Annotated in this window: 22 protein-coding genes; 14 read left to right on the forward strand and 8 right to left on the reverse strand. The window is 41.9% G+C overall.

Annotated features, from left to right (window positions below; translation table 11 throughout):
- Nucleotides 1-5 precede the first annotated feature (5 nt).
- Nucleotides 6-1,082, forward strand: a complete 1,077-nt coding sequence (locus DUL71_RS21170) for a glutaminyl-peptide cyclotransferase (RefSeq protein WP_114939950.1) — start codon at nt 6-8, stop codon at nt 1,080-1,082.
- 87 nt (nt 1,083-1,169) lie between these two features.
- Here DUL71_RS21170 and tnpA read toward each other — a convergent pair whose 3' ends face one another.
- Both tnpA and pgi read right to left on the reverse strand, forming a co-directional pair.
- The gene (gene tnpA / locus DUL71_RS21175; protein ID WP_114939951.1) at nt 1,170-1,604 is read right to left on the reverse strand and encodes an IS200/IS605 family transposase; all 435 of its coding nucleotides are present in this window, start codon (nt 1,602-1,604) and stop codon (nt 1,170-1,172) included.
- A gap of 532 nt (nt 1,605-2,136) precedes the next feature.
- Nucleotides 2,137-3,783, reverse strand: a complete 1,647-nt coding sequence (pgi, locus tag DUL71_RS21185) for a glucose-6-phosphate isomerase (RefSeq protein ID WP_114939953.1) — start codon at nt 3,781-3,783, stop codon at nt 2,137-2,139.
- A gap of 253 nt (nt 3,784-4,036) precedes the next feature.
- On the opposite strand from pgi, the gene DUL71_RS21190 reads away from it, so the two are divergent.
- The 4 genes from DUL71_RS21190 (at nt 4,037) to DUL71_RS21205 (ending at nt 7,326) form a co-directional block, all read left to right on the forward strand.
- Complete coding sequence (locus DUL71_RS21190) at nt 4,037-4,474, forward strand: hypothetical protein (protein WP_154402449.1); 438 nt, start codon at nt 4,037-4,039, stop codon at nt 4,472-4,474.
- 100 nt (nt 4,475-4,574) lie between these two features.
- Nucleotides 4,575-5,667, forward strand: a protein-coding gene (gene prfB / locus DUL71_RS21195) for a peptide chain release factor 2 (protein ID WP_114939955.1) whose coding sequence is annotated in 2 segments (ribosomal slippage) — nt 4,575-4,634 and nt 4,636-5,667 — 1,092 coding nt in all. Because the reading frame shifts where the segments join, the coding sequence is not laid out codon by codon here.
- Between the two features lie 207 nt (nt 5,668-5,874).
- Nucleotides 5,875-6,789 (forward strand): alpha/beta hydrolase, encoded by a 915-nt coding sequence (locus DUL71_RS21200; RefSeq protein ID WP_114939956.1) that lies wholly within the window; start codon nt 5,875-5,877, stop codon nt 6,787-6,789.
- Between the two features lie 108 nt (nt 6,790-6,897).
- A complete protein-coding gene (locus DUL71_RS21205) occupies nt 6,898-7,326 on the forward strand; it encodes a hypothetical protein (protein ID WP_154402450.1) in 429 nt (142 codons plus the stop codon).
- 41 nt (nt 7,327-7,367) lie between these two features.
- Here the strand turns inward: DUL71_RS21205 and DUL71_RS21210 are convergent, their stop codons facing one another.
- The 5 genes from DUL71_RS21210 to DUL71_RS21230 form a co-directional block, all read right to left on the reverse strand.
- Nucleotides 7,368-7,769 carry a hypothetical protein gene (locus tag DUL71_RS21210; protein WP_114939958.1) on the reverse strand — a complete coding sequence of 134 codons (402 nt, stop codon included), beginning with the start codon at nt 7,767-7,769 and terminating at the stop codon, nt 7,368-7,370.
- Between the two features lie 17 nt (nt 7,770-7,786).
- Nucleotides 7,787-8,164, reverse strand: coding sequence for a nuclear transport factor 2 family protein (locus DUL71_RS21215; RefSeq protein WP_114939959.1), 378 nt, complete (start codon nt 8,162-8,164; stop codon nt 7,787-7,789).
- A gap of 87 nt (nt 8,165-8,251) precedes the next feature.
- On the reverse strand, nt 8,252-8,929 hold the full coding sequence (locus DUL71_RS21220; protein WP_244228808.1) for a LytR/AlgR family response regulator transcription factor: 678 nt from the start codon (nt 8,927-8,929) through the stop codon (nt 8,252-8,254).
- 3 nt (nt 8,930-8,932) lie between these two features.
- Entirely contained in the window at nt 8,933-10,462 is a 1,530-nt protein-coding gene (locus DUL71_RS21225) for a sensor histidine kinase (RefSeq protein WP_208645622.1), read from the reverse strand.
- Nucleotides 10,463-10,617: 155 nt separating this feature from the next.
- Complete coding sequence (locus DUL71_RS21230; RefSeq protein ID WP_114939960.1) at nt 10,618-11,490, reverse strand: transglutaminase family protein; 873 nt, start codon at nt 11,488-11,490, stop codon at nt 10,618-10,620.
- A 44-nt stretch (nt 11,491-11,534) separates the two neighbouring features.
- On the opposite strand from DUL71_RS21230, the gene DUL71_RS21235 reads away from it, so the two are divergent.
- A complete protein-coding gene (locus tag DUL71_RS21235) occupies nt 11,535-12,134 on the forward strand; it encodes a hypothetical protein (protein ID WP_114939961.1) in 600 nt (199 codons plus the stop codon).
- 129 nt (nt 12,135-12,263) lie between these two features.
- On the opposite strand, the gene DUL71_RS21240 is transcribed toward DUL71_RS21235, so the two are convergent.
- The gene (locus DUL71_RS21240) at nt 12,264-13,391 is read right to left on the reverse strand and encodes a BamA/TamA family outer membrane protein (RefSeq protein WP_112574719.1); all 1,128 of its coding nucleotides are present in this window, start codon (nt 13,389-13,391) and stop codon (nt 12,264-12,266) included.
- 205 nt (nt 13,392-13,596) lie between these two features.
- Here DUL71_RS21240 and DUL71_RS21245 point away from each other — a divergent pair, with 205 nt between their 5' ends.
- The 8 genes from DUL71_RS21245 (at nt 13,597) to DUL71_RS21280 (ending at nt 24,334) form a co-directional block, all read left to right on the forward strand.
- On the forward strand, nt 13,597-14,577 hold the full coding sequence (locus tag DUL71_RS21245; RefSeq protein ID WP_090530168.1) for a deoxyhypusine synthase family protein: 981 nt from the start codon (nt 13,597-13,599) through the stop codon (nt 14,575-14,577).
- Nucleotides 14,578-14,829: 252 nt separating this feature from the next.
- Nucleotides 14,830-16,107 carry a c-type cytochrome gene (locus DUL71_RS21250; protein ID WP_114939962.1) on the forward strand — a complete coding sequence of 426 codons (1,278 nt, stop codon included), beginning with the start codon at nt 14,830-14,832 and terminating at the stop codon, nt 16,105-16,107.
- A gap of 37 nt (nt 16,108-16,144) precedes the next feature.
- Nucleotides 16,145-19,207 carry a TAT-variant-translocated molybdopterin oxidoreductase gene (locus tag DUL71_RS21255; protein ID WP_114939963.1) on the forward strand — a complete coding sequence of 1,021 codons (3,063 nt, stop codon included), beginning with the start codon at nt 16,145-16,147 and terminating at the stop codon, nt 19,205-19,207.
- Nucleotides 19,208-19,233: 26 nt separating this feature from the next.
- Complete coding sequence (gene nrfD / locus DUL71_RS21260; protein WP_112574716.1) at nt 19,234-20,706, forward strand: NrfD/PsrC family molybdoenzyme membrane anchor subunit; 1,473 nt, start codon at nt 19,234-19,236, stop codon at nt 20,704-20,706.
- Nucleotides 20,707-20,713: 7 nt separating this feature from the next.
- On the forward strand, nt 20,714-21,250 hold the full coding sequence (locus DUL71_RS21265; RefSeq protein ID WP_112574715.1) for a DUF3341 domain-containing protein: 537 nt from the start codon (nt 20,714-20,716) through the stop codon (nt 21,248-21,250).
- Nucleotides 21,234-21,818: a c-type cytochrome gene (locus tag DUL71_RS21270; RefSeq protein ID WP_112574714.1), complete on the forward strand. Its 585-nt coding sequence runs from the start codon at nt 21,234-21,236 to the stop codon at nt 21,816-21,818. Before DUL71_RS21265 ends, DUL71_RS21270 begins: the two co-directional genes overlap by 17 nt.
- 13 nt (nt 21,819-21,831) lie before the next feature.
- Nucleotides 21,832-23,100: a quinol:cytochrome C oxidoreductase gene (locus tag DUL71_RS21275; protein ID WP_114939964.1), complete on the forward strand. Its 1,269-nt coding sequence runs from the start codon at nt 21,832-21,834 to the stop codon at nt 23,098-23,100.
- A gap of 49 nt (nt 23,101-23,149) precedes the next feature.
- A complete protein-coding gene (locus DUL71_RS21280) occupies nt 23,150-24,334 on the forward strand; it encodes a cytochrome c oxidase subunit II (RefSeq protein ID WP_223818082.1) in 1,185 nt (394 codons plus the stop codon).
- Nucleotides 24,335-24,345: the final 11 nt, after the last annotated feature.

Consider the following 24,345-nt stretch of genomic DNA (forward strand, 5'->3'; position numbering starts at 1 on the left):
CACTTATGAATAACAATAAATTAAAGCTATTTTTTGCCGTTCTTGCCCTAACAGCTTTAGGTTGCAGCTGTAACCATAAACCTGAAAGCGCGGCTACAGACTACACCATAAGCCCCGACGCGGGCGCAAACTACAAAGCAGGCGATAAGATCGATATTAAAGTCCATGCTCCTGCAGGCAGTAAAGTTGATTCGGTAGTTTACCTGCTCGATTCGGCGAAGATTGCTTCCAGTAAAGATACTTCGGGTATCAGCCTCAAGACAGACACCATTGGCTTAGGCATCAGGATGATCACTGCTAAAGTTTATGAAGCCGGTAAAAGTAACGAGGTAACAACCAATATCCTGTTACTGGCGGCTAAAGCACCAGCCAGATACACTTATAAAGTGGAGAAGGTTTTTCCGCATGATACAGCTGCATATACCGAGGGGCTGCAATATGTCGACGGCGTTTTATATGAGAGCATTGGAGATTATGAACATTCGGCAATCCGTAAGGTGGATTTAAACACAGGTAAAGTTTTACAGGAAACCAAACTTGATAAAAAATACTTTGGCGAAGGGATCGCGGTTGTTGGCGATAAAGTAGTACAGCTTACTTACAAAGAGAAAGTTGGTTTTGTTTATGATAAGAACACGCTGAAACTACTCAATAACTTTACCAACAATGTTGGTCCTGAAGGCTGGGGAATGTGCTTTGATGGTAATAAACTGTATATGGACGATAGCACCAATCGCCTTTGGTTCCTGGATAAAAACAACTATCGCCCAATTGGCCACGTCGACGTATGCGATGATAAACAACAGATTGATTCCATCAACGAGTTGGAATACATCAATGGCAAAATATATGCTAACGTTTATCAAACCGATAGCATATTGGTGATTAATCCTAAAACCGGCGCTGTGGAGCAAATTGTGGATATGAAAGAGATCTACCCGGTAGCAAGCCGTCCGCAGGACAGGGATTGGACCAATAATGTATTAAACGGCATAGCTTGGGATGCAAAAGGTCAGCGCCTGTTTGTAACAGGTAAGAAATGGCCGCACCTGTACCAGGTTAAATTTGTGCCGGTTCCGTAAGCCCCCCTAACCCCTAAAGGGGGAATTACAGTTTGAAAGAATTATTTTAATAATGCAAAACGCCCGGATTTTCCGGGCGTTTTGTGGTTAATTATTGACGTATTGCCAGCCATACCTGGTCATAAACTCTTCAACCTCTTCATTAAATGATTTCTTTTGGTGGTGATTTTCTTGGTTGTTAATATAGCTAATGACAGTTGATACTTGTGATTCACTTATCGATACTGCAAAGTAATCGTCCTGCCAGCTGAATTGCTGATCAATTAACTTCATTTTGTTTATCCAAAGAGAGGACTCGCCTTTAATTAGCTGACTTATTTTGGCAATATTTTGATCTTTACCTAAAGAAATCAGGCAATGAATATGATCCGTATAGCCATTGATGGCCTGTAAGAATATTCCTTTCTCTTTGCAGTTTTCCATGATGTGTTTGTGTACCTGATATCTTACATTTTGCACAAGCAATGGCTGCCTGTCTTTTGTAGCGAAAACCAAATGAATCCAGATTTTTACAAATGACATGGTTTATGGGTTTTGTCCTAAGATATGGTTTATTGGGGCTAAAGCCACTTATTTTAACTGATCTTATCCGTTGGTTAAAACCAACGGCAATGAAACGAAAGTTAGGTTTTCTTGTCCTAAAGGTATGGCTTATTTTGGCTAAAGCCAAGCTATCACTGCTAACGAATCCGTTGGTTAAAACCAACGGCAATGAAAGGAAAGAGTTTAGATTTTCTTATCCTAACGGGACAGTTATATTGGTTAGAGTTATTTTGTCAATTATAATTCTGTTCAACTTGAACCAATGGTGATGAAAAGAATTTGAGAATTGTTTTAAATGGGTGAATAGAACATGCTTTGTTTTGGCGTTTTTCCATAGACAATCAATTCATTGCCGTTGGTTTTAACCAACGGAACAAAGAGTGAAATTAGAGTCGGCTTTAGCCGAAACCGCCGGAAAAGTTTCTGCTATAAATTAAAACTTTTTTAAAAACAAGCAACGCCCGAAAGATCCGGGCGTTGCTTGTTTTTAAACTTATCCTTAGAGGAGGGCTTACCTCCAGGCTTTATACTGATTGATCAAACCATTGGTTGATGAATCATGGCTGCTGATCTGTGCATCATCTTTCAACTCAGGAAGGATTTTGCCGGCAAGTTGTTTACCAAGCTCAACACCCCATTGGTCAAAGCTGTAAATGTTCCAGATAATACCTTGGGTAAAGATTTTGTGCTCATATGCCGCAATCAGTGCACCTAAAGTATATGGAGTGATCTTTTTAATCAGGAATGAGTTTGTTGGACGATTGCCTTCAAATACTTTGAACGGAGCAATCTTAGCAATTTCTTCTTCAGATTTTCCGGCTGCTTTAAGCTCTTCAATAACTACCTCTTCGGTTTTGCCGTTCATTAAAGCCTCGGTTTGAGCGAAGAAGTTTGAAAGCAGCATGTTGTGGTGCTCGCCAAGTGGGTTGTGTGATTGTGCCGGAGCAATAAAGTCGGCAGGGATCAGTTTAGTACCCTGGTGAATTAACTGATAAAACGCGTGCTGACCGTTTGTACCGGGCTCACCCCAAATGATCGGGCCTGTTGAGTAGTCAACATCTTTACCATTACGATCAACATGTTTACCGTTACTTTCCATATCGCCCTGCTGGAAATAAGCAGAGAAACGGTGCAGGTACTGATCATAAGGCAAAATAACGTTGGTTTCTGCCTCAAAGAAGTTGTTGTACCAAATACCTATCAAACCCATGATAACCGGGATGTTCTGGTCAAATTCGGCAGATTTAAAGTGATTATCTGTAGCGTGTGCGCCGGCAAGTAAGTCGGCAAAGTTTTCAAAACCAATGCTCAGGGCAATTGATAAACCGATAGCACTCCATAAAGAGTAACGACCACCTACCCAATCCCAAAACTCAAACATGTTTTTGGTGTCGATACCAAATTTCTCAACAGCTGCCGCGTTGGTTGAAAGTGCCGCGAAGTGTTTAGCCACATCAGCCTCGGTAGCGCCACTGGCCAGGAACCAGTCGCGTGCGCTGTGAGCGTTGCCCATAGTTTCCTGGGTAGTAAAAGTTTTTGAAGCCACCAGGAACAAAGTAGTTTCAGGATCAACCGCTTTCAGGGTTTCAACTATATGAGTACCATCCACGTTGCTTACAAAGTGAAGGTTCAAATGATTTTTGTATGCTTTTAATGCTTCGGTAACCATTACCGGGCCCAGGTCAGAACCACCGATACCAATGTTAACAACGTCGGTAATAGGTTTGCCTGTGTAGCCTTTCCACTCGCCGGAGATGATGGCTTCGCTGAAAGATTTCATTTGGTCAAGCACTTTATTTACATCAGGCATAACATCTTTGCCATCAACATAAATTGGCGTGTTGCTGCGGTTACGTAATGCGATGTGCAGTACCGGTCGGCCTTCCGTAACGTTGATTTTTTCGCCCGAGTACATGGCATCTATTGCCTCTTTTAATGAACACTCTTTGGCCAACTGTATCAATAAGGCGATGGTTTCATCGTCGATACGGTTCTTTGAGTAATCCAGTAATATATCCTCAAACTGAATCGAGAATTTATTAAAGCGCTGGTCATCAGCGTCAAACATTTCCTTCAGGCTTTTTGCTACAATATCAATGTAATGATCTGTTAGGTATTTGTAAGCCTGGGTTGTTGTAAAATCGGTAGTTGGCAGCATAATTGTTTTGTTTTTTGACAAAAGTAAAAAGTTAATTGTAAGGTGGTTATTAAATAAAATAATTGTCTGTCTTAGTGTTGTTTAAACACGGCTGGGATAGTGTTTAGTTTACACCGAAAAATTATGAGAATTACAAAGGAATTACAAATATATTTTGAAGTTTAAAATTTTTATTTAATATATTTGTGTCGATGGTAATCAAATGAGGTATTTATCATCATTTTGTAAATTTACTTTAAAAGCACGTATTACTATGTTTGAGAAACTGTTTTTGCTTGTAAAAGATAATGCCGGGACGGCCGTTATCAACAACCCGGTGATCCCTGCTAAACATCACGATGCAGTGATTAATGAAGCTTCAAGTTCAATCATTGAAGTATTAAAAGGCCAGCTTGAAAGCGGCAAGGTAAAGGAACTTATAAAGTACTTTCAGTTTTCGGGTAGTTACAACAATTCATTAGTATCGAGCATTACCAATAGTTTTGCTAACAAGCTTAACAATTTTTATGGCATTGATCCTGCACATGCTTTAGCTGCAGCCAAGGCTTTAATCCCAACTGTGATGAACGAGTTGGTTAAAGAAACCAAAAGCGGCGAAGCCAAGGAATTTGCATTGGGCACTATGCTTACTAAGCTGAATGGTAACCGTACCGATCTGAACCCACTTGTGAAAGACCTGATGGTTGCCTAACATACTATTACATCTGCCTAATGAATGGGCCTGCTAATTGCTTAACAATTTGCAGGCCTTTTTATTTATGGCAATTTTTCAAATTATATATATTTGCCGTATGACTAAAGAACAAGTTCAGGATTTAAGGGATAGAGTAACTTCCCTGAGGAGGCATCTTTGACATTGATAAGAAGCTGGAACTATTAAAAGAAGAACAGGAAATAACCATTGGCCCGCATTTCTGGGACCATCCTAAAGAGGCCGAAAAGGTACTCGCATCCATCAAGGTAAAAAAAGTATGGACAGACGCGTTCCAAAAAGTGGTAGCTGTTGTTGATGACGCCGGCGTACTTTTTGAATTTTACCAGGGAGGCGATGCTACCGAAGCCGAAATGCAGGAGCAATATAATGCAGCTATAAAAGCGGTTGAGGAGCTTGAATTTAAAAATATGCTTTCGGCCGAAGAGGATCAGCTTAACGCGGTGTTACAGATCACGGCCGGTGCCGGTGGTACCGAAAGCTGCGACTGGGCCGGTATGCTCATGCGTATGTACATTATGTGGGGCGAAAAAAATGGCTATAAAGTAACCGAACAGGATTACCAGGAGGGCGATGTAGCCGGTGTTAAAACGGTTACCCTGCAGCTGGAAGGCGAGTTTGCCTACGGTTATCTTAAAGGCGAAAATGGAGTACATCGTTTAGTGCGTGTATCACCTTTTGATGCTAATGCCAAACGCCACACTTCATTTGCTTCGGTGTATGTGTACCCTTTGGTTGATGATACCATTGAAATTGAGGTAAACCCTGCCGATATCGAGTTTGAAACTTTCCGCTCGGGTGGTGCGGGTGGCCAGAACGTGAACAAGGTAGAAACCGCCGTTCGTTTGTATCACAAGCCTTCAGGTATCATTATAAAAAACCAGGAGTCGCGTTCGCAATTACAGAATAAGGATAACGCCATCCGCTTGTTGAAGTCTCAGTTATATGAAATTGAGATGCGTAAACGTATGGAGCTGACCAACGCCATTGAAGGCAATAAAAAGAAAATTGAATGGGGCTCGCAGATCCGCAACTATGTTTTACACCCGTACAAACTGGTTAAAGACCTGCGTACCGATCACGAAACCTCAAATGCCGCTGCAGTACTTGACGGCGATCTTGATGACTTCCTGAAAGCCTACCTCATGGAATTTGGCGGACCGAAGAGTTAAAAGGAATGTAGACGGTAGAGCGGATGTCATGCTGAGCTTGTCGAAGCATAGCGTGTAGGGCCTCTGCGCACGTCCTTCGGCAAGCTCAGGATGACACCCCAAGGCTTTATTTACGATATAAAACGGAGTTATCAGAAATGATACTCCGTTTTTTGTTTTAGGCAGATTAATTGTATTTTGGACAGATCCAATTTGCCTTTAATAGATATGAAAACCATTTTATCAGCCTTTGCATTGACAGCCATAACTTTTGTTTCCTTCGCGCAGGAAAAACCGATGCCGCTTTATCCGAAGGGCGTTCCCAATTCAAAAAAAGCTCCGTCAACTTATGTCGAAAAAACTGACGACAGGAGCTGGATTTCGATGGTGACAGAACCAACACTAACTCCATATCTGCCAGAAAAGGGTAAAGCAAACGGTGCCGCTATTGTTGTTTGCCCGGGTGGTGGCTATTCCGGATTGGCTTCTGATCACGAAGGCAAGGCTATAGCACGGGCATTTGCGGAAATTGGCGTAACGGCTTTTGTGTTAAAATACCGTTTGCCAAGCGATGATATCATGGCTGATAAATCTATCGGGCCGCTGCAGGATGCGCAAATGGCAATTTATATCGTGCGTAAAAATGCAACCCAGTGGAATATCAATCCGTCAAAAATAGGTATCATCGGTTTTTCGGCAGGCGGGCACCTGGCATCAACCGAAGGAACGCATTTCGATAAACCTGTTATTGAAGATAAAGAGAACATCAGCGTACGTCCTGATTTTATGATGCTGATCTATCCTGTAATTTCTTTTGGCGAATATGCCCACGTTGGCTCAAGGGAAAACCTGATAGGTAAAAGTCCATCGGCAGCACAGCTTGAGTTATACTCGAACGAAAAACAGGTAACTGCTAATACCCCGCCTACATTTTTGGTGCATGCAGAGGATGATACCGTAGTACCGGTACAAAACAGCCTGTTATTTTATGACGCCCTGTTAAAAAACAAAGTGAAAGCCGAAATGCACCTTTTTCAGGAAGGTGGGCATGGTTTTGGAATGAACAATTCTAAAAACAAAGGCAAGTGGTTTGAATGGGCTGCCTCATGGCTGGAAGAGAATGGCTTTTTAGGCGGAAAATAATTAAGGATAAGTAATTTTCTTCTGCTGTGAAAACAGTAGGCTAATTTTATTGTTGAGGTAAACAGTCTTTTTTCAAAAAGTACGAAGTTCGACCTTAATGATCATTTTATGTTGAAAAGAATACTGTTAGCAGTGTTATTCGTTGCCGGTGCCTGCTTTAATGTTATTGCCCAAACTATCAAGTTCAAAAACGTATCTAACCAGGATCTTACCTACGTTTTAAATAACCTGCAAAAGCGTTACGTTTATACAGATCATAAAACGCTGAACATTGCGGTATACCTTGTAGCCGATCAGCAGGGTGATGTTGATGCCCCGGCAGATTGCAAAACGCCGGGTTCCATTTATATCGCGGTGTCTGAGGTTAAGCCCAAGCCCGAACAATATGTTTATAAATTGAACCCGGTATGCGACCCTAAGTTTGTCAACTGGATCAAATCAAAAAAGATGTATAAGATTGCATTTAGCTATGGGGCAGCAGTGAAAAGGAAAACCGCTACTATTGGAATAACGCTGAAGAAGTTGGTAGTGGAGTAAAGTTGCTGTGCTGGCAGTGAGATAATAAAGGCTTGGCGGTCTTAAACCACATGGTAGAACCAAAAATCCGAGGCTGAAAAACCGCTTTTGCATATGATATAAGATATAACGTCATTTATTTCCGGATCCTCATCTAAAACAAAATCTTCGTTGTTTAAATCCGTTGTTGTGATATACTCAATATAAAGTTGATTCTTTAAAGCTATTCGTATATCATCCAATTGACTTGTAAGGGTAAAAATCATTGGATATCTTCTCCATATATATCCAATGATTTTATCTGACAGTGCTATTATGGCCACTTTTTCATCATCATCATCGCAGTATGATATCTCATATCCTTCCTTGCTCAAACGTTCAAGGCAGTAAAAAAACTCATATATGCTCCAAAGGACATCATCTCTGCTCATGGCTTTTTTAACAATGTCAGTTATATTTTGCATTATGTTTAATCTATGTATTAACTAATATCCATTATCCCAACAATCTTATCTCCTTCAAAAGTGAAAATTGAATGCCCTTTCAGGTTCAGCTCATCACCTTTCTTTAAACCGTTCGGCAGGTCGATGGCTATAATGGCGTTGTAATCAATTTCTATCTCGGTTTTGTTGCCGGTATGCTTAAATGACCGGATAATTTGCTCGCGGCGCTCAAAAAGTCTTACAGCCTGTTCAGCCTGGTTCCTGAAGGCTTCTATACCATCAAGCTCCATGTTTACATCGCCGTTTGATACGTTTTCAAACTTTACGGTTGGAGCAAGATCTTTAAGCATGCCTTCAACATCAAAATTGTTATAGGCCTTTACATAATTGCTGATGATAAGTTCACGTTGTTGCATGAACTAAAGGTAATGATTGCCGGGTATATTTAAGATTTACGAAGTTTTTAAAACTTCGTAAGTCTTATGCAGGCGTAAGCGAATAAATTATTTAGTCATCCCCAAATTCTGCACATAAGCACCACCCACGGGCAACATAAAGCCATTAATGGTCACCTGGTGGCGTTCTATCTTATCAATTTTACTTACGGCGGCAATAAACGACCGATGGATCCTGATAAATTTTTCGGCAGGGAGTAGGTTTTCCACTTCGGTGATGGTCATGCGGGTAACCACCTTGCTATCCTTCAGCATAAAATTGACATAGTTACCTGTGGCTTCCAGGTGATAGATTTCATCAAAATTAACACGTACCTGGTCGTAACCGGTTTTCAGGAAAATGTAATCCTTAACATCGGCAGTGTTCCTGAAATTGTAAAGCTCGTAGGCTTTATTGCAGGCTTTTATAAACCTGGTAAGCGCGAAAGGTTTTAATAAGTAGTCAACCGCGTCGAGCTCAAAGCTGGTTACAGCATGTTCAGTATAGGCGGTGGTGAATATAACCAGCGGCTTTTTGTTGAGGCACGTTAATAGGTCGATGCCCGAGATATCGGGCATCTTAATATCAAGAAATAGCAAGTCTACCTGTTCGCGCTGCAGGTAATCCATGGCTTTAAAGGCATCAGTAAACTCGGCTTTCAGGTCAAGAAATGGCACCTTGGCGGCATGCGAGCGAATCACATCAAGCGCTATCGGTTCATCATCAATGGCTATGGCGGTAATCAAAGCTTATTGTAGTTGTATAGTTAAATGTATGAAAAAATCCCTGGCACTTTCGCGGATCACCAGCTCATGTTTGTTAGGGTACAGGAGTATCAGCCGTTGTTTCACATTTTCCAGACCAATGCCGTTGTTATATTTTTCGGTATCGTTAAACACTTTTGGGTGGATGCTATTATGCACATCAAAGTAGAGCGTGTTTTCTTTGGTTTGCAGACTGATATTGATATGCGATGGTTGGCGCAGACTGATGCCGTGTTTAAAGGCGTTTTCAATAAAAGGGATTAGCAGCATGGGGGCAATCTGCAGGGCGTTTACATGCTCTTCAATTTGTAGTACAATACTGATATCGGGCGATGTTTGGGTTCGTAGCTTTTGCAGGGCGATGTAGTTATTCAGGTAATCGATTTCGCGTACCAGCAGTATTTTTTCCTGCATGTTTTCCTGTAGCATAAAGCGCATCATATCGCCAAGGCGCTGCACACCTTCAGCGGTGCGTTCGGCATTTTCCTGCAGGGCGGTACCATACAAAGTATTCAAGGCGTTAAACAGGAAATGCGGATTAATTTGTGAGCGAAGGAAGTCCAGATCTGCTGTCGAACGGCCGAGGGCGGTTTTTAAATAGGTGATTTCCTGGTTGCCAGCCATTTTGCGTTTGTAAACTATCCAGGCAAAAGGGCCGGTAATAAGCAGTTGTATACCGCAATTAAAACCGCCAACAATAAATGTTGGCTCCGATGATTCAAATATCAGGCTTGTTAAAATGCCTATTGGGATGCTGATCAGTAACATAACACCTGCAGTTTTAAGCAGGTAGTTGAAAATGCCACGATTTTTGGCCAACGTTTGCGGTATTAAACTGTAGAAAGACAAGGCGTAAATGCCTATAGCTACCGGTGCTATAATTACGAAAGTAGTGATCAACTCAACCGGGAAATCGGCAAGCGCCATCATGAAGGCAACGATCATGCAAATCACAATCGCTATAATGCAATCGTGGGTAAGCACACGGTATTTGGCTTGTATTTTATCTACGTTACTTAACAGGAAATTTGCCGAATACTTGATCATGCTGTAAAAAGTAAGCATCATCATCACCCATAAAGCATACAGCACATTAGTTTTGAAAACAAGGTTATACACATAATCTGGAGACTTATGGTAAAACAGGTAGCCCTTTAGCCATGTATCGGTTATGCCAAACAAGCCCCAAAGAGCGGTAAGAAGAGCTAACCCTAAAATGATGTGCCAGGCAATGCGCCGTTTTTCGGCTAAGGCCGGAATGATAACAAAGTTCCAAAGTAAAAAGGCACCATAGTATCCGGTATATCTGAATACCTCCGGAAAAAAATAAAATTTAGAGTACGAATAATGCAGGTGATAATTGTTGAACATGTACCTGTATGGGGTCCATATTTCTTTATAGTTACTGTCGGCAACTTTGGTTAACAGCAGTATAAGTGCAAAAGCATAAATGGTGGTTGCGGCCCAAAATTCAATTTTGCCAAGGTTCAGGTTTTTTTTCAGCAGATCGTTCATAGTGTTTTGAATTATGCCCGCAAGGTATAATGCACAATACTACTGAATAAATAAATGGGATGAAACCGGATCCTGGTGGGATGAAGCCCCCTAACCCCCTAAAGGGGGAACGATAGTTGAAAATCACAACGCGGCGCAAATCAAAAGCACCCCCTTTAGGGGGCGGGGGGGGCATCCATTATCTCCAGCAACTCATTCAACTCTCTTACCTTATCTGCAGAGCCAAGGTTTTCATACGCGCTGATGAGGTTACGGAGCACACGTTTAATGATATCGGTGTTAGAGCAGGGTTCGTAAAATTGCTTATCAAATTTGAGGTTAAGCTGTTTCAGGAACATATCTACATCGCGCCTGCCAAACAAGAAGCCTTTATTAAAGGCGTTAATATAAAACAGGATGCCACTTTCAAATTCGCTTTGCATACTTTCATCCAGATAGGCCAGGATGAAGTGTTGCGGCAGGTTTACGCCATATACCGGGATATCCAGTTTTTGCGCTATGATAGAATAAATGATGGCTAACGAAATCTGGTTGCCCTTTTTGGTTTCCAATACTTGGCTCAGGTAGCTGTTTTGCGGATCGAGGTGATTGGAGGTGTTGCCGCTGAAACCGTAGATGTTGTAAAATACATGGTTAATGAGCTTGATCTGCTCTTTCGGACTGGCCTCGTTCATCATTTGCAGCCAGATATCACGCTTAATGGCCTCTATCTGGTTGATGATCTTTTGCTCGTCAAGATCCGGGTATTGGTAACGGTTAATGATCAGGATGCCTTGCAGCAGATCAAACGCCCCACTTTGGTTCCATAATTTCAGGTCGTTTTTAAGGCTGCTGAACTGTATTTCGTGTACCAGGTTGGCAATACGCTCCTGTAAAATAGGGTCAAAAGCCTGCTCAAAAGCCGACTCAAGATAGCTGATAGCTTCGGCTCCATATGAAAACAATTTGTTATACACATGTTCATAAATGCCGCTGTCCGGATCGTCCAGCAGGCGGATCAATGAATTAACTTCAGTTGGATTTATCATACACTGTAATGCTAAAATACTAAACCTTTTCTATTTTTACAGCGATGTATAATATAAGGTATGGGCTTAGTTATCTGCGGCACCGTTTTTTGGCCAATAACAGGCATGGCATACACTCTCCATTTGTTTACAAGCTGATTGATACGGTTATTTACGATTATACTTCCCAAAAAGTGTACCGTGATATCAAAGAAATTTGCAGGAAGCAACATTCTGACAAGAGTGTGATAAATACACTACCCTTGAAATTTTACCGTTTGCTTTATCGGTTTGCTGTTTACTTTAAACCACAAACAGTATTGTTAGCTGATACAGCGGATTACATCACAGCGTTTGTTATCAAACAAGCTAACCCCGAAGTTAAAGGTATTTCATCTTCAACATCTGGCACTCGTCAGGCTGACATGATCCTGGCAGATGCCTTAAAACAAAACCCTGCCAGTTATCTTGAAAAGGTTATGCCATCCGTTCATGACGATACCGTTTTAATATTTACAAACATCCATCGCAACTCCGCAGCCCAACAATCATGGGAGCAGCTTAAATTAAATCAACAGGTTAGGGCTACTATCGATCTATATTTTATCGGGATGGTGTTTTTTAAACCGGGGATGAGTAAAGAGGATTTCAGGGTGAGGTATTGATAGCTTATGTCTGAACTCGAATTAAACGAATTAATTGAATGGGCGGAATTTTGAAAAAATGGAATTCAGAAGAAAGCGGCATTCGATGAATTATAAAAATTCGTTTAATTCGAGTTCTGACAGACAACATTAAAACGACTGCCCCAATCCAATATAAAATCCGGTTAATCTTTTTTCGTTAGGGATTTTCTGGCCTACGCCATAATCTACACGGACAGCGAGGCCTTTTTGAACATCAAAAAAGTAACGGAGGCCACCGCCGTAGTTTGGTTTTAGTTCCGAAGAACTGAAGCTGTTTTTAAAAACCTCACCGGTGCCGACAAAGCCTGCAAAGCCTATACGATTGCTTAGGCGGTAGCGCAGTTCGGCTTGTCCGGCTATCATGTTGCGGTCGCGAAAACGGCCGTTATAATAACCCCGCATCAGCTCGTCGCTACCCAGATCGGGCAGTAAATAAAATGGCGAAGCAGAACCGGTAAGGCTTTGTTCCTGCACATCGAGGCCAAGCACCCATTTAGGCGCAAGTAAAAAAAACTGCGAATATTCGATATTAAAGAAACCTCCCTTGTAATCGTTATTGCCAAACATGCCATGTATAGCCTGGAAATAAGCACCTATAATAAGGCCTTTGGTGGTGTAAGTATTATTGTTCCTGTTATCAAATGTAATGGTAGGACCTATATATACGCTTGGCCCGCCTCCGCGATTTTCAACACGCGGATCGGTATAAAATATACCTGTTTTATCATCATCACTGAAATGGTAGTCCCATGCACCGGCGTTTATACCTGCGTATAAATTATCGGTGATCTTTTTTTCACCTGCAAAGTTTACTTTGAAACGTTTTTGACCAATCCTGTCGGAGTTGGCCTTTAAGGTATTATTACCAATGCCATAAAAATCAAAGGGGAAGTTGATATAACTCACGCCTGCCGTAAGGTGATAGGTATTGCCTGGAGTCCAGTAGCTGCTGGTAAGGCTTAAACGGCTTTGACCTTTGGTGGTTATAGTAGCGTAGGCAAAAACATTAGATACACGGGTATTGAGCTTGGATGTATCGGTGTAAAAAGATAACAATCCGGCGCCGCCAACCTCAAGGCCGGTTTCGGGGGCCGAGCTTAAAACGGGTAATATAACAAAACTGCTTTTGCGTGTGGTATCTTTATCAAAATACATCCGCTTTACTACACGGGATATTTGCGAAAAGGCACCGGTTGAAATAGCGCACAAAAGCAATAAGGTAACGAGTTTTTTCATAGGTGTTTACGGTGGCTAATATAACCCATTTTGGTGTATAAGGTTCTGCCAACAATATTTTAAAATTAGGATGACATATAAGGACGAGGGTAGGGGTGAAGGGATGACAATTTCAGAACGAAATAGTTATAAAAAGATAAAGTTTCATTTAAAATTCAATTTAACTAAAATGTCTACTTTTGCGCAGAAATTTTATTGAAATATTATGAGCACTACAAGAGGACCTATTTCGCAGTTTATTGAAAGAAATTATCTGCACTTTAACGCCGCGGCATTAATGGATGCAGCTAAAGGCTATGAAACACACCTTGAAGAAGGCGGTAAAATGATGGTTACCTTAGCCGGTGCCATGAGTACAGCCGAGCTGGGTATTTCACTGGCTGAAATGATTCGTCAGGATAAAATTGCTATCATATCATGTACAGGCGCCAACTTGGAAGAGGATATCATGAACCTTGTAGCGCACTCGCATTACAAAAGGGTACCTAACTACCGCGACCTGAGCCCTCAGGAAGAGTGGGACCTGCTTGAAAATCATTACAACCGTGTTACTGATACCTGTATCCCGGAAGAAGAAGCTTTCCGTCGTTTGCAAAAACATATCCACAAAATTTGGAAAGATGCTGATGACAGCGGCGAGCGTTATTTTCCGCATGAGTACATGTACAAAATATTATTAAGCGGCGAGCTGGAGCAATACTATGAGATAGACCCTAAAAACTCATGGATGCTGGCTGCTGCCGAAAAGAACCTGCCAATTGTTGTACCGGGATGGGAAGACTCAACCATGGGCAACATCTTTGCTTCATACGTAATTAAAGGTGAGCTTAAAGCATCAACCATGAAAAGCGGTATCGAATACATGGCATGGCTGGCCGACTGGTATACTAAAAATTCATCGGGCAAAGGCATTGGCTTTTTCCAGATTGGTGGCGGTATAGCGGGCGACTTCCCGATTTGTGTTGTACCTATGCTTTACCAGGATATGGAGATGCATGATGTTCCTTTCTGGAGCTACTTCTGCCAAATCTCTGATTCAACCACATCATATGGTTCGTATTCAGGCGCTGTACCTAACGAAAAAATAACCTGGGGCAAGCTTGACATCCATACCCCTAAGTTTATAGTAGAGAGCGATGCAACCATTGTTGCACCACTTATTTTTGCCTGGTTACTAAAACAATAGATAAAATTTTATAATTAAAGTTGGATTGTAATTATTCCAAAAAAATGTCAAATGACATTAATATGCATTTAGCAGCGTTTAAACGCGGTTTTTTGTCTATTTAGAACGATTATAAATTATAGGTTGGTGTCATTTATGTGTCACCGATAGTGTATAAAATTATACTTTTGTGCCTGTAATTATCCGATGAAACATACATCTTACAACAGTTTCCATCATTAATATAAAAATTATTTAGCATAAATACACTGTATGAGAAGTTTCTCATTGATTCTTAAACAATTCTCAAGGTCGGTTTTACTGATTGCCGGGTTTGCTTTTTGGAGTTTATCTAATGCGTACGCGCAGACTGACGCTGCTAAAGGCGAGGCCATTTTCAAGTCAAAATGTACTACCTGTCACAAAATCGAAAGCCGCTTAATTGGTCCGGCATTAGGTCCGCAACTTACTGAAGAAACTGATGATAAATATCTTATCCAGTGGATCCAGAACAACCAGGCATTAATTGCTGCTAAAAACCCTAAGGCACTCAAAATTTACAATGAGTACAACCAATCGGGTATGACCGTATTCGCTGACCTTAGCGATGCCGATGTTGGTAACATTATTACCTACGTTCGTAACACATGGAAAGAAGATCAGGCTAAGCCAGCTGCTGGTGCTGCTGCTCCGGGTGCCAAAGTTGAAAGCGGACCAAGTGATATGGTTGTTTTCGGTTTGATCGGTATCATCGTTATCGCTTTCATCGTTATCCTGGTATTAAACAAGGTAGTAGGTTCATTAGAGCGTATCCTGCTTAAAAACAAAGACCTTGTTATCGAGGACGAAGTTACTGCAGATGGCGCTGTAGCGGTTGACGCTAAAAAAGAGTTCATCGCCAAGATCCTTAAAAACAAAAAACTGGTATTCTTTATATTGGTTGCAGGTACTGTTGCTATGTGCAGCTGGGGTTGGGTTTCTTTATGGACTACCAACGTACACCAGGGTTACCAGCCGGTACAGCCAATTAAATACTCACACGAGTTACACGCCGGTATCATGAAAATTGATTGCCAGTACTGTCACTCAGGTGCATACAAGTCAAAAAATGCTTCTATCCCATCATTGAACGTATGTATGAACTGCCACAAAGTTGTTAAAACTGAGTCGGAAGAGATACACAAGATCTATGACGCTTTGGGTTACGATCCAAAAACACAGAAGTATGACAGCACCCAGGCTAAACCAATCCAGTGGGTACGTATCCACAACCTGCCTGACTTAGCTTACTTTAACCACTCTCAACACGTAAAAGTTGGCGGTATTAAATGTCAGCAGTGCCACGGTCCGGTACAGGAAATGAAAGAGGTTTACCAATACTCTCCGCTTACCATGAAATGGTGTATCCAGTGCCACAAACGTACCGAAGTTAACGGTAAAGGCAATGCTTACTATGACAGCATCCTGGCTGCACACGATAAGATCAAGAAAGGTGAGAAGGTTACAGCCGCCGTGTTAGGTGGTATCGAGTGCGGTAAGTGTCACTATTAATAAAAAGAATTTTAGCATTACAGTTTATACAGCTTAAATGGACAGCAATAAAAAATACTGGAAAGGTTTAGAAGAACTAAACAGAACACCAGAATTTGTTGAGAAAAATAAGAACGAATTTGCAGAGCCAATTCCTATCGAGGAAGTGCTTAGCGGATCTGGTTTGTCATCTAAAACTCCACGTCGCGACTTTTTAAAGGCGCTTGGCTTTGGTGTTGGTGCAGTTACATTGGCGGCTTGTCAAAAAGTACCTGTGCATAAATCAATTCCATACCTGATTAAGCCTGAAGAGGTTACCCCGGGTGTGGCTAACTATTATACTTCAAGCTACGAAGGTCAGGCTATCCTGGTTAAAACCCGCGAAGGTCGTCCTATCAAAGTTGAAGGTAACCCTAACGATTTATTTTCAAAAGGTGGTTTAAGTGCACAGGCCCAGGCTTCTGTACTTGACCTTTATGATGTAAACCGTTTGCAGGGCCCGCGTATTAAAGGCGTTGAGGCTGGCTGGGAAGAAACAGACGCTTACATTAAGAAAGAGCTTGCCGCGGTTGCCGCTTCAGGTAAAGGTATCCGTTTGGTTACTTCAACGGTGTACAGCCCTTCAACTTTAGCAGTTATTGCTGAGTTCACAGCTAAATACCCTACTACTAAACATATCAATTATGATACCGTATCATATACAGGTATCATCCAGGCTAATCAAAACAGTTTTGGTAAAGCAGTATTGCCTCACTACAACTTTGATAAAGCCGATGTAATTGTAAGCTTTGGTGCTGATTTCTTAGGTACCTGGATCTCTGGCGAAGAATTTACACGTCAGTACGTATCTAATCGTAACAGCAAATCACTTGCTAACAAAAAAATGTCCCGCCACATTCAGTTTGAAACTGGTATGAGCATGACCGGTACTAACGCCGATGCCCGTATCACTACCAAACCATCTGAAATTGGTGTTGCATTGATCAACTTATACAATGCTATTGCAGGTACTACTTTGCCAGGTTCAAAAGCAACCGGCAGCAAAAAAGTTGATACCGCTATTATGTTAGCTGCTAAAGAATTAGTTGCTGCAAAAGGTAAAGCCTTAGTAGTTTCCGGTTCAAATGATGTTGCTACACAAGTATTAGTAAACGCCATCAACTCTTTATTAGGTAGCTACGGTACTACTATTGATCTTGATAACCCATCAAAACAATACGCTGGTAACGATGCTGCATTTGTTGAGTTTGTAAACGAAGTAAAACGTGGTGATGTTGGCGCGGTATTATTCCTGAACGCTAACCCTGCTTACGATTACTACAAAGCCGACGAATTCAAAGCTGCTCTTAAGAACGTTCGTTTATCGGTATCATTTGCCGATCATGCCGACGAAACAGCTTTATTAGCTACCGTTAACGCGCCAAACCACCATTACCTTGAGTCATGGGGTGATGCTAACGCTGTTGAAGGTTACTATACTGTAATTCAGCCGGCTATTAACCCGGTTTACAACACCCGTCAGGCAGAGCATAGCTTACTGGCCTGGATGGAAAATCCTATAAAAGATTACTACACCTACGTTCGCAAAACCTGGGATTCAGGCTTGTTAGCAAAAGGCGGCCTGTCTGGTCAAAAAGGTTGGGAAGCTTTATTACAAGCAGGTATGGTTGTAGCTACTCCTGCAGCAGCAGGTGCTTACAGCTTTAGCCTTGACCTTGCCGGTGTAACTCAAAAAATATTAACTCAAAGCAAAGCAGTTGCTGCTGATGGCGACAAATTTGAGTTACAGCTTTATGTAAGCCAGGCTATCGGTGACGGTAAACGCGGTAACAACCCTTGGTTACAAGAGCTTCCTGACCCGGTTTCAAAAGTTACCTGGGATAACTTCGCTGCCATGTCAATTTCTGATATGAAGAAATTGAAACTGGAAGAAGGTGACGTGATCAAAATTGATGCTAACGGTTATTCAGTTGAGTTGCCGGTATTGGCTCAGCCAGGTCAAACTCAGGGCACTTTATCAGTAGCTGTAGGTTACGGTCGTACAAATGCTGGTCCGGTTGGTAACAACGTTGGTAAAAACGCTTTCCCATTCTTTAGCTTAAGCAATGGCACCTTCCAAACTGCTGCGGTAGCTACTTTCAAATCGGCTGGTTACAAATCGCCGCTTGCTCAAACACAAACCCACCACTCATATGAGGGCAGGAGCGTGATCCGCGAGGCTACTTTTGTTGAATACAAAAAGAACCCTGCAGCAGGTAGCGGTAACGAGCATGGCCGTAAAGATTACAATGCCGAATCACTTTGGGATAACCATGACCGCCCTGTTTATGACTGGGTAATGGCTATCGACCTTAACGCTTGTACCGGTTGCGGTGCCTGTGTGGTTGCATGTTCTGCAGAAAATAACATCCCGGTTGTAGGTAAAGATGAGGTTTCACGTCGTCGTGAAATGCACTGGATCCGTATCGACCGCTACTATAGCTACAATGACCATGGTAACAGCGAAGAAGCAGTTACTAAAGAAAAGGAAATTGATAAGCTTGATAACTTTGACAATGTATCGGTTGTTCACCAGCCAATGCTTTGCCAGCACTGTGATCACGCGCCTTGCGAAACTGTGTGCCCGGTATTAGCTACCGTTCACTCATCAGAAGGTTTAAACCACATGGCTTACAACCGTTGCGTAGGTACACGTTATTGCGCTAACAACTGTCCGTTCAAAGTACGTCGCTTTAACTGGTTCAACTACTGGAACGATGCACGTTTTGATAACTACCTGCAAGGTGAGCATACACAATTAGTACTTAACCCAGACGTAGTTACACGTTTCCGTGGTGTTATGGAAAAATGTTCAATGTGTATCCAACGTATCCAGGCTGGTAAACTGAAAGCTAAAATTGAAAAACGTCCTCTTAAGGATGGCGAAATCAAAATGGCTTGTCAGCAAACATGTTCTGCCAACGCTATCGTGTTCGGTAACAGGAATGATCCTAACTCTGAAGTTTCAAAAGCACTTGCAAGTGAAAGAACTTACTACGTGCTTGAAGAACTTAACGTACAACCAGGTATCGGTTACCAGACAAAAGTTAGAAATATAATAGAAACTGAAGCTCAGGCATAAATTTTTATATACAGAGATTAAGATATATGGCATCTCATAGTGAATCAATAATAAGGGAACCGTTAATTACGGGTAAAGACATCACGTATGGACAAATTACGAATGATGTATTACGCCCTGTAGAAAATATGCCGGGTAAAGCCTGGTGGATCGGTTTTAGTGTGGCTTCGCTTGGCGCCTCACTTTGGGTTTTCGCGATCAGCTGGACTTTCTGGTTCGGTCTTGGTGAGTGGGGCCTGAACAAAACAGTAGGATGGGCCTGGGACATTACCGGTTTCGTATGGTGGGTAGGTATCGGTCACGCCGGTACGCTTATCTCTGCGGTGTTGTTACTGTTCCGTCAAAACTGGCGTAATTCCATTAACCGCTCGGCCGAGGCGATGACAATCTTCGCGGTAATTTGCGCGGCTACTTATATCGCCGCTCACATGGGTCGTCCATGGATGGCTGTTTATTCATTACCGTTACCAAACCAGTACGGTTCATTATGGGTAAACTGGAACTCACCGCTTATCTGGGACGTATTTGCGATTTCAACATACTTCTCGGTTTCATTAGTATTCTGGTATACTGGTTTATTGCCTGATATCGCTACTATCCGTGACCGTGCACAAGGTCTTCGCCGCCGTATCTATTCGGTATTGTCTTTCGGCTGGACAGGTTCAGTTAAAACCTGGCAGCGTTTTGAAACAGTATCATTGATCCTGGCAGGTGTTTCAACCCCACTGGTACTTTCGGTACACACCATTGTATCCATGGACTTTGCAACTTCATTGGAACCAGGATGGCACACTACCATCTTCCCTCCATACTTCGTTGCCGGTGCGATCTTCTCTGGTTTTGCTATGGTGCAAACCCTGTTGCTTATCGCACGTAAAGTATTAGGACTTGAAAATTACATCACCATGTTCCACATCGAATCGATGAACAAGATCATCATGTTAACCGGTTCGATAGTAGGTGTGGCTTACTTAACAGAGTTGTTCATCGCGTTCTACTCACAAAACGAGTATGAGCAGTATGCTTTCGCAAACCGTATCGCCGGTCCGTACTGGTGGGCTTACTGGAGTATGATGACCTGTAACGTAATTACTCCACAGCTGTTCTGGTTCAAAAAGATCCGTACCAACATCCCGTTGTCATGGGTATTATCAATCGTGGTTAACATCGGTATGTGGTTCGAGCGTTTTGTAATTATCGTTACCTCATTGCACCGTGACTTTATACCATCAAGCTGGGCTATGTTTTATCCAACCTGGGTTGACGTGAGCGTGTTCATCGGTTCAATTGGTGTATTCTTTACCATGTTCCTGTTGTTCATCAGGGTATTACCTTCAGTGGCTATGGCCGAGGTGAAACTGTTGCTGAAAAGCTCAAGCGAGCAAGCTAAGAAGAAACTTATGGACGAAGGTCATGTTGAGCCGGCTGAGGCTGAGTTCTACATCGCTTCACTTGAGAAATTTGATAGTGTTAACCAGTCTGAATACTTAAAAGCATAATACTATAATGAGTAGCACTAAATATATATTAGGCGTTTTTGATGATCCCGATGAAATGATGCACGGGATTGATAAGCTGCAAAAAAACAGCGTACCAATTTATGATGTTTACACTCCTATGCCTATCCACGGTATCGAGGCTAAACTGAACATTAAGGATTCGCGTCTTGGTTATGCAGCATTTATGTTCGGCTGTTTAGGTGGCACGATCATGTTCTCGATGGTGTATTATATGCTTGTTCATGACTGGCCTATTAACATCGGTGGTAAAAACTTTTTCGCTATCCCCGATTTTATCCCGGTTACATTTGAGTGGACGGTATTATGGACTTCTTTTGGTATGACATTTACGTTCTTCTTCGCGTCACACCTGTTCCCGGGCCGTACGCCAAGGGTAATGGATTTAAGAGCGACAGATGACAAGTTTGTAATTGCCATTAACGCTAAAGGAAACATTCCACACGAGGATATAACTAATTTACTAAAAGAAGCGGGCGCTACAGAAGTGAAGCATAACGACAGAAAATATGTTAGCTATGAATAAAATTAAAATATTAGGAACAATAGTTACCGTTATCGCTGCTTCGATAATTTTTACATCGTGCAAAGATAAAAGGAGTACCGGTTGGGAGTATGCACCTAATATGTACGAGCATTTAGCATACGATCCGGATCAAAAAAATAACAATTTCAAAGATGGTAAAACGGCTCAGTTGCCACCTGCCGGAACAATCCCGGTTGGCTTTACCAAATTTGATTATCCAAATACCAAAGAAGGTTATGAATTAGCCAGCGTAGAGGTTAAATCAGTATTGGCGCAAACCCAGGCTAACTACGCTGATGGTAAGATTTTGTTTGAGCATTTCTGCTCTCCTTGCCATGGTGTTAACGGACAGGGTGACGGATTAGTGGTTCAGCACGGTTATCCGGCCCCTCCATCATATTCAAAAGGCCAGTCATCACGCGGTGGTAACATGAAAGACCTTACAGACGGTAAAATTTATCATACCATTACTTACGGTGTAAATGCTATGGGTTCATACGCTTCTCAGCTTGCTCCCGAAGAACGCTGGAAAGTGATCATGTATGTTCACCATTTACAAACCTTATAAGAAAAAGATATTAATGAAGACTCATAATAATTTTGACGGGCAATACGAATTTGTCGGCAAAGCCAAAACATGGAGCTTGATATGCATCGTGATTGGTTTGGTTGCCATACTTGGTGGCTTTGCGCTTGGTCAAGCCGAGCGTACTTTTGCCAACCTATTGCTGATGACCTACTACTTTGCAGCGGTTTGTATGTGCGGTATTTTCTTTTGCGCCGTACAATATGCAGCTCAGGCAGGTTGGTCTGCATCAATGATCAGGATCCCTCAGGCTTTCGGTAAAGTTTTGCCGATTGCGGCAGTTACCCTTATTTTGGTAGTAATTGCAGGGTTTTCATTAACACATACAGTAACCAACGAGGAAGGTAAGCAGGTTGTTGCCCCTTACTTATATAAAATTTGGGCTGCTGTTGGCGTTACTGATCCTCACAGCGAAAACTATAATGCTATCATCGCTGGTAAAGCAGGTTACATGAACAAAGTAGGATTTGTGATCCGTTTGATCTGTTTCCTTGGTTCATATTGCATATTCGGTCGTTTATTAGCTAAATATTCAGAAGCTGAAGACGATTTGGGCGGTATGTTCTACTACAAAAAGAGCTTTAACATGTCATGTCTGTTCCTGGTGATCTTTGGTTTTACTACTCCTATCTACGCTTTTGATACTATTATGTCATTAGAAGCTGAGTGGTTTTCAACCATGTTTGGCTGGTATAACTTTGCTGCCATGTGGGTAAGCGGTTTATCGGTTATCACCCTTACATTGATCAGGTTGAAACGTATCGGTTATTTTGAATGGGTTAGTGAAGATCACATGCATAGCTTAACCAAGTTCATCTTCGGTTTCTCTATCTTCTGGACTTACGTATGGTTTGCTCAGTTCTTGCTGATCTACTATGCTAACATGCCTGAAGAAACTGTTTACTTCTTTAAACGTTGGGAGCCAGAGTTTAAACCATGGTTCTGGATTAACATTGTTGTTAACTTCCTTACTCCGTTATTGGTGTTGATGTCACGTGACTCTAAACGTATCTATCGTACAGTTGAGATTATGTGTATCATCCTGATCGTTGGTCACTGGTTAGATTACTTTATGATGATCATGCCTGGTACAGTTGGCCCAACTTCATCATGGTTAACTGAAATTGGCCCGATTGAGATAGGCGTATTCGTAGGTTTCGGTGGTTTATTTACTTTCACAGCGATGACTGCTTTAACCAAGTTCAAGTCGCTTGTTCCTAAAAAACACCCGTTCTTGCAGGAAAGCCTTCATCATCACATATAATAATTATTACATTTGCACCAAAATACAGAATACCAAACAGCTTACTAAAATGGGATTCAGAAAACTAATAAATTCTAAAAAATTACTATCGTTCTTCGCTGCGTTTATGCTCCTGGGCACAAACCTGCTGATGGCGCAAACTGCGGCCGCAGGTGCGGCACAGGAGGAAGCCCCTAAGGTTGACTGGACCGGGGTAGCATATTATGTAGCTATATTTTTCCTGATCTGTTTAGGTATTGCTATTGTTGGCAAAATCCTTAAGATATATGACCTTACCCTGAAAATGCAGGGTAAAAAAGGTATCAAATGGAACAACATTATGGCGGTGATCTGTATCATCTTCCTTCTTGCTGGTCTTTATGGTTCTTACTGGTCATTTACTGAACAAGGCAGCATGACTTTGCCAGAAGCTGCATCAGCTCACGGTGTTAAAATAGATGAGATGTTTACCGTCACTACTGTTTTAACGATGATAGTATTTTTCGTTACCCAGATCTTGCTGTTTACATTCCTGTTCCGGTACCGTCATTCTGATAAACGTCGTGCGCACTTCCTGCCTCACAATAACACCATCGAGAAAGTTTGGACAATTGCTCCGGCTATCGTTCTTACCATCCTGGTAGTATTTGGTTTCTTTACCTGGCAGAAGATCATGAACAGCGAGAACCTTAAGGATGATATCAACATCGACGTAACCGGTCACCAGTTTGCATGGGAACTACGTTACCCTGGTAAAGATGGTGTATTGGGCCCTAAAGATTTCCGTTTGGTTACAGGTGCAAATAACCTGGGTGTTAACTTCAAAAAGAAAAGCAGCTTTGATGATTTAAAGGTTGATACTATGTATCTGCCGGTTAATAAATCAATCAGGTTGAATATCCTTGCTCAGGACGTGATCCATAGTGTTTACATGCCTCACTTCAGAGTTCAATTGAACGCTGTACCTGGTTTGCCAACCTTCTTTAAATTTACCCCAACTATTACTACCGCTCAAATGCGGACTAAATTGGACGATCCTAAATTTGAATATACCCTTTACTGCAACAAAATATGCGGTGGAAGCCACTACAACATGCAAAAAGTTGTACGTGTTGTTACCGAAGCCGAATATCAGTCATGGCTGTCAAGGCAAAAGCCTTACCTGAATGACGCTTTAAGAAAAGAGCTTCATTTTGCAGCAGCAAACAGCGAGCAGAGCGGTGCTTCAACAAATAGGATAGCGTTAAATAATTAATAAAGATAAGA

The sequence above is a fragment of the Mucilaginibacter endophyticus genome (assembly GCF_003351025.1).
Classification (GTDB): domain Bacteria; phylum Bacteroidota; class Bacteroidia; order Sphingobacteriales; family Sphingobacteriaceae; genus Mucilaginibacter; species Mucilaginibacter endophyticus.

Coding starts and splice junctions, on each gene's coding strand:
- DUL71_RS21275 (WP_114939964.1), top strand. CDS start 21,832: ATGAAGACTCATAATAATTTTGACGGGCAATACGAATTTGTCGGCAAA.
- DUL71_RS21225 (WP_208645622.1), bottom strand. CDS start 10,462: ATGAACGATCTGCTGAAAAAAAACCTGAACCTTGGCAAAATTGAATTT.
- DUL71_RS21215 (WP_114939959.1), bottom strand. CDS start 8,164: ATGCAACAACGTGAACTTATCATCAGCAATTATGTAAAGGCCTATAAC.
- DUL71_RS21200 (WP_114939956.1), top strand. CDS start 5,875: ATGAAAACCATTTTATCAGCCTTTGCATTGACAGCCATAACTTTTGTT.
- DUL71_RS21240 (WP_112574719.1), bottom strand. CDS start 13,391: ATGAAAAAACTCGTTACCTTATTGCTTTTGTGCGCTATTTCAACCGGT.
- DUL71_RS21230 (WP_114939960.1), bottom strand. CDS start 11,490: ATGATAAATCCAACTGAAGTTAATTCATTGATCCGCCTGCTGGACGAT.
- tnpA (WP_114939951.1), bottom strand. CDS start 1,604: ATGTCATTTGTAAAAATCTGGATTCATTTGGTTTTCGCTACAAAAGAC.
- DUL71_RS21250 (WP_114939962.1), top strand. CDS start 14,830: ATGAGAAGTTTCTCATTGATTCTTAAACAATTCTCAAGGTCGGTTTTA.
- DUL71_RS21190 (WP_154402449.1), top strand. CDS start 4,037: ATGTTTGAGAAACTGTTTTTGCTTGTAAAAGATAATGCCGGGACGGCC.
- DUL71_RS21270 (WP_112574714.1), top strand. CDS start 21,234: ATGTTAGCTATGAATAAAATTAAAATATTAGGAACAATAGTTACCGTT.
- DUL71_RS21210 (WP_114939958.1), bottom strand. CDS start 7,769: ATGCAAAATATAACTGACATTGTTAAAAAAGCCATGAGCAGAGATGAT.
- pgi (WP_114939953.1), bottom strand. CDS start 3,783: ATGCTGCCAACTACCGATTTTACAACAACCCAGGCTTACAAATACCTA.
- nrfD (WP_112574716.1), top strand. CDS start 19,234: ATGGCATCTCATAGTGAATCAATAATAAGGGAACCGTTAATTACGGGT.
- DUL71_RS21280 (WP_223818082.1), top strand. CDS start 23,150: ATGGGATTCAGAAAACTAATAAATTCTAAAAAATTACTATCGTTCTTC.
- DUL71_RS21170 (WP_114939950.1), top strand. CDS start 6: ATGAATAACAATAAATTAAAGCTATTTTTTGCCGTTCTTGCCCTAACA.
- DUL71_RS21255 (WP_114939963.1), top strand. CDS start 16,145: ATGGACAGCAATAAAAAATACTGGAAAGGTTTAGAAGAACTAAACAGA.
- DUL71_RS21245 (WP_090530168.1), top strand. CDS start 13,597: ATGAGCACTACAAGAGGACCTATTTCGCAGTTTATTGAAAGAAATTAT.
- DUL71_RS21205 (WP_154402450.1), top strand. CDS start 6,898: ATGTTGAAAAGAATACTGTTAGCAGTGTTATTCGTTGCCGGTGCCTGC.
- DUL71_RS21235 (WP_114939961.1), top strand. CDS start 11,535: ATGTATAATATAAGGTATGGGCTTAGTTATCTGCGGCACCGTTTTTTG.
- DUL71_RS21265 (WP_112574715.1), top strand. CDS start 20,714: ATGAGTAGCACTAAATATATATTAGGCGTTTTTGATGATCCCGATGAA.